This is a genomic window from Microbacterium sp. CCH5-D1, assembly GCF_001557335.1.
GTDB lineage: Bacteria > Actinomycetota > Actinomycetes > Actinomycetales > Microbacteriaceae > Microbacterium > Microbacterium oxydans.
Genome location: NZ_LSJW01000109.1, coordinates 1 through 3,366, shown reverse-complemented (window position 1 = coordinate 3,366; position 3,366 = coordinate 1). Strand labels below are relative to the sequence as shown.

General features: G+C 70.8%; 4 protein-coding genes. 2 read left to right on the top strand and 2 right to left on the bottom strand.

The features are described from left to right. Together AX744_RS07135 and AX744_RS07130 are read right to left on the bottom strand one after the other, a co-directional pair. Window positions 1–514, bottom strand: a 514-nt coding sequence (locus AX744_RS07135; protein WP_231728754.1) for a pyridoxal-dependent decarboxylase, incomplete at its 3' end; no start/stop codon positions are given. 40 nt (window positions 515–554) lie between these two features. Then, on the bottom strand, window positions 555–1,259 hold the full coding sequence (locus tag AX744_RS07130; protein ID WP_082738435.1) for a TetR/AcrR family transcriptional regulator: 705 nt from the start codon (window positions 1,257–1,259) through the stop codon (window positions 555–557). Window positions 1,260–1,326: 67 nt separating this feature from the next. On the opposite strand from AX744_RS07130, the gene AX744_RS07125 reads away from it, so the two are divergent. Together AX744_RS07125 and AX744_RS07120 are read left to right on the top strand one after the other, a co-directional pair. Continuing rightward, the gene (locus AX744_RS07125; protein WP_061016002.1) at window positions 1,327–2,367 is read left to right on the top strand and encodes an agmatine deiminase family protein; all 1,041 of its coding nucleotides are present in this window, start codon (window positions 1,327–1,329) and stop codon (window positions 2,365–2,367) included. Beyond that, window positions 2,367–3,366, top strand: a 1,000-nt coding sequence (locus AX744_RS07120; protein WP_157543538.1) for an amidase, incomplete at its 3' end; no start/stop codon positions are given. The genes AX744_RS07125 and AX744_RS07120, both read left to right, overlap by 1 nt.

Here is a 3,366-nt window from a genome sequence, read left to right as displayed (position 1 = left end):
GTTCCCTCCCCGCCGCGACCAGCCGGGCTTTCGCCGCCTCTCGGGCGGCCACCAGCGCCGAGAGGTTCCCGATCGTGCCGCCCTGCACGAAGACGCCACCGGCCGTGTCGGGGAGCCCGAACTCGCCGGCCAACCACGACAGCACCTCGTTCTCGGCGTGCACGGCCCCGGCCCCCTCGAGCCAGCTGCCGCCGTAGAGCCCGGAGGCCGACACGACGAGGTCGAAGGCGATGGCGGCCATGGTCGGCGCCGTCGGGATGAACGACAGGTACAGCGGATGGCTCGTCGTCAGGCAGGCCGGGGCGAGCACATGCTCGAACACGCTGAGCGCCCGCGCCGCCCCCAACCCCGCGTCCGTGATGGTCGGCCCGACGAGGCGGTTCAGCTCGGCCTCGGACTGCGGCTTGTCGAGCGGCACATCGGCGGCGAGCATGCGGCGACGCGAGTAGTCGAGCACGGCATCGACGATCGCGGTCGATTCGGGCGAGGCCGCGTGCATGCGCACAGCATCCATGGGCGTTCCTTTACGTGTCAGCAGGTCAGGAGTCAGCAGGTCAGGAGTCAGCAGGTCGGGAGTCAGCAGGTCGGGAGTCAGAGGATCGAGCACCGACGAAGGCATCGGGGGCGGCGCTGTCCAGCACGGCGGACAGTGCGCGCCTGGCGAGGTCGGTACGGTCGCGCGGCGCCCACTTCACCAGCGAGTGCGCGTTCATGCCGTCGACCATCGCGAGCAGCAGCCATGCGGCCGTGTCGGCGCGACCCGCTTCGATCGCCCCGTCGGCGGCTGCGCGGGCGAAGATCCCCTCGAGCGCGCTCTGCCATCCGTCCATCTCCTGCCGCACACGGGCGGCGAGCGCCTCGTTGCGGGCACCGAGCGCCCACGCCTGCACCCAGATGAGGGTGACGTCGTCGCGGTCGGCGTCGAGAAGGGTCTCGATCAGGCGCAGCAGACCACCGCGCAACTCAGCGGCGTCCAGCTCAGCGGCGTCGTGGAACGGGCGGTCGTCGAAGGCGGAGATCACCTCTTCGCGCTCGGCCGCCACGATCGATCCGAAGACGTCGGCGACGAAGGCGTCCATCCCCGGTCGGTAGTGCGCGACGAGGGCGGGGGTGACACCCACTCTGGCGGCGATCGCACGGACGGTCAGGCTCTCCAGACCGCTTTCGCGGGCAAGGCCGAGCGCCCCCTCGAGGATCGAGTGATCGCGCTCCTGCGGCGACATCCGCCGAGCGGTCGCACCTGTTGACGTCGTCTTCATCAGGGGTTACCGTAACACCTGTTGATCGCATGTTCAATAGTCGGACCGGCCGCACGAGGAGACCACGATGAGCTGGCGCATGCCCACCGAGACCGCACGTCACGAGCGCACGTGGATGGCGTTCCCCGCGGAGGGAGAGACTCTCGGCGACACCGCAGCGGCGCGCGAAGAGGGCTATGCCACCTGGACCGCTGTCGCTCATGCCGTCGCCGATTTCGAGCCCGTCTCGATGCTGGTCGACCCGAGCGAGCTCGCCAGGGCGCGGCGCATGCTCAGCAGCGGCATCGACATCGTGGAAGCGCCCGTCGACGAGTTCTGGATGCGCGATTCAGGGCCCACGTTCGTGGTCGACGACGAGCGTCCTGGTGTCCTCGGAGCGGTCGACTGGATCTTCAACGGGTGGGGCGCCCCGGAATGGGCGGAGTGGCGGAAGGCCGCACAGCACGCACGCATCGTCGCCGGCGCCGTCGGTGCCGAGCTGGTGAGCTCCGCCCTGGTGAACGAGGGGGGCGGCATCCACGTCGACGGAGAGGGCACTGTGCTCCTCACCGAGACCGTGCAGCTCGACCCCCGCCGCAATCCCTACGCCGACAAGCAGCGGGTGGAGGCCGAGATGTCCCGCACGCTCGGCGCCACGAAAGCGATCTGGCTCCCCCGGGGGCTCACGCGCGACTATGACGACTTCGGCACCAACGGCCATGTCGACATCGTCGCCACCATCGCGTGCCCCGGGCGACTGCTGCTGCACGACCAGCAGAACCCCGACCACCCCGACCACGCCGTCACCCGCGAGCTGCGTGCCCTGCTCTCGGAGCAGACGGATGCCGCCGGGCGCCGCTTCGAGGTGATCGGGCTGCCGGCTCCGTCGATGCTGAGCGACGACGAGGGTCCCGTCGACTGGAGCTACGTCAACCACCTCGTCACGAACGACGGCGTGGTGGCGTGCGGCTTCGGCGAGGACAAGGCCGATGCCGCAGCACGCGAGATCCTCGCCGACGCCTACCCCGGCCGCCGGGTCGTCACGGTGGATGCACGTCCGCTGTTCGACCGCGGCGGTGGCATCCACTGCATCACCCAGCAGCAGCCGGCGCTCGACGGACTCCGCTGATGGTCGACGTGGTCGAGGCGTCCATCGCCGACCTGCGCCGCGCCCTCGAGACAGGGGAGACGACGGCCGTCGCGCTGGTCGACGCGTATCTCGCACGCATCGCCGCGTACGACGCCCCCGCCACCGAGACTGCCCTGAACGCGGTCGTCGTCGCGAACGCGGATGCACGGGACGAGGCCGCGGCCTCTGACGCACGCCGCGCCAGGGGCGAGGCTCGCGGTCCCCTCGACGGCATCCCGTACACCGCGAAGGACAGCTACCTCGTGCGCGGGCTCACGGCCGCCGCAGGGAGCCCGGCATTCGCACAGCTCGTCGCTCAGCGCGACGCCTTCACGATCGAACGGCTGCGCGCGGGGGGAGCGATCTGCCTCGGGCTGACGAACATGCCCCCGATGGCGAACGGCGGCATGCAGCGCGGTGTCTACGGCCGAGCCGAGAGCCCCTACAACGCCGCCTTCCTCACGGCCCCCTTCGCCTCGGGGTCGTCGAACGGATCAGGCACGGCGACGGCGGCGAGCTTCGCGGCCTTCGGACTCGGCGAGGAGACCTGGTCGAGCGGACGCGGGCCGGCCACCAACAATGCGCTGTGCGCCTACACACCCTCCCGCGGGGTGATCTCGACCCGCGGCAATTGGCCTCTCGTGCCGACCATGGACGTCGTGGTGCCGCACACCCGCACCATGGCGGACCTCCTCGAGGTGCTCGACGTGATCGTGGCCGACGATGCGGAGGTCCGTGGCGACTTCTGGCGCGCGCAGCCGTGGGTGCAGCTGCCCGCCGCATCCTCCCTCCGGCCGGAGTCGTATCCGGCGCTCGCGACGGAATCCACCCTCCCCCTCGTCGGCGCCCGCATCGGCATCCCCCGGATGTACATCAACGCCGACCCGGATGCCGGCAGTGCCGAGAATCCCGGAGTCGGCGGCCCGACGGGCCGGCGCATCGAGACACGGGCGAGCATCATCGAACGCTGGGAGGCGGCGCGCCACGATCTCACCGCCG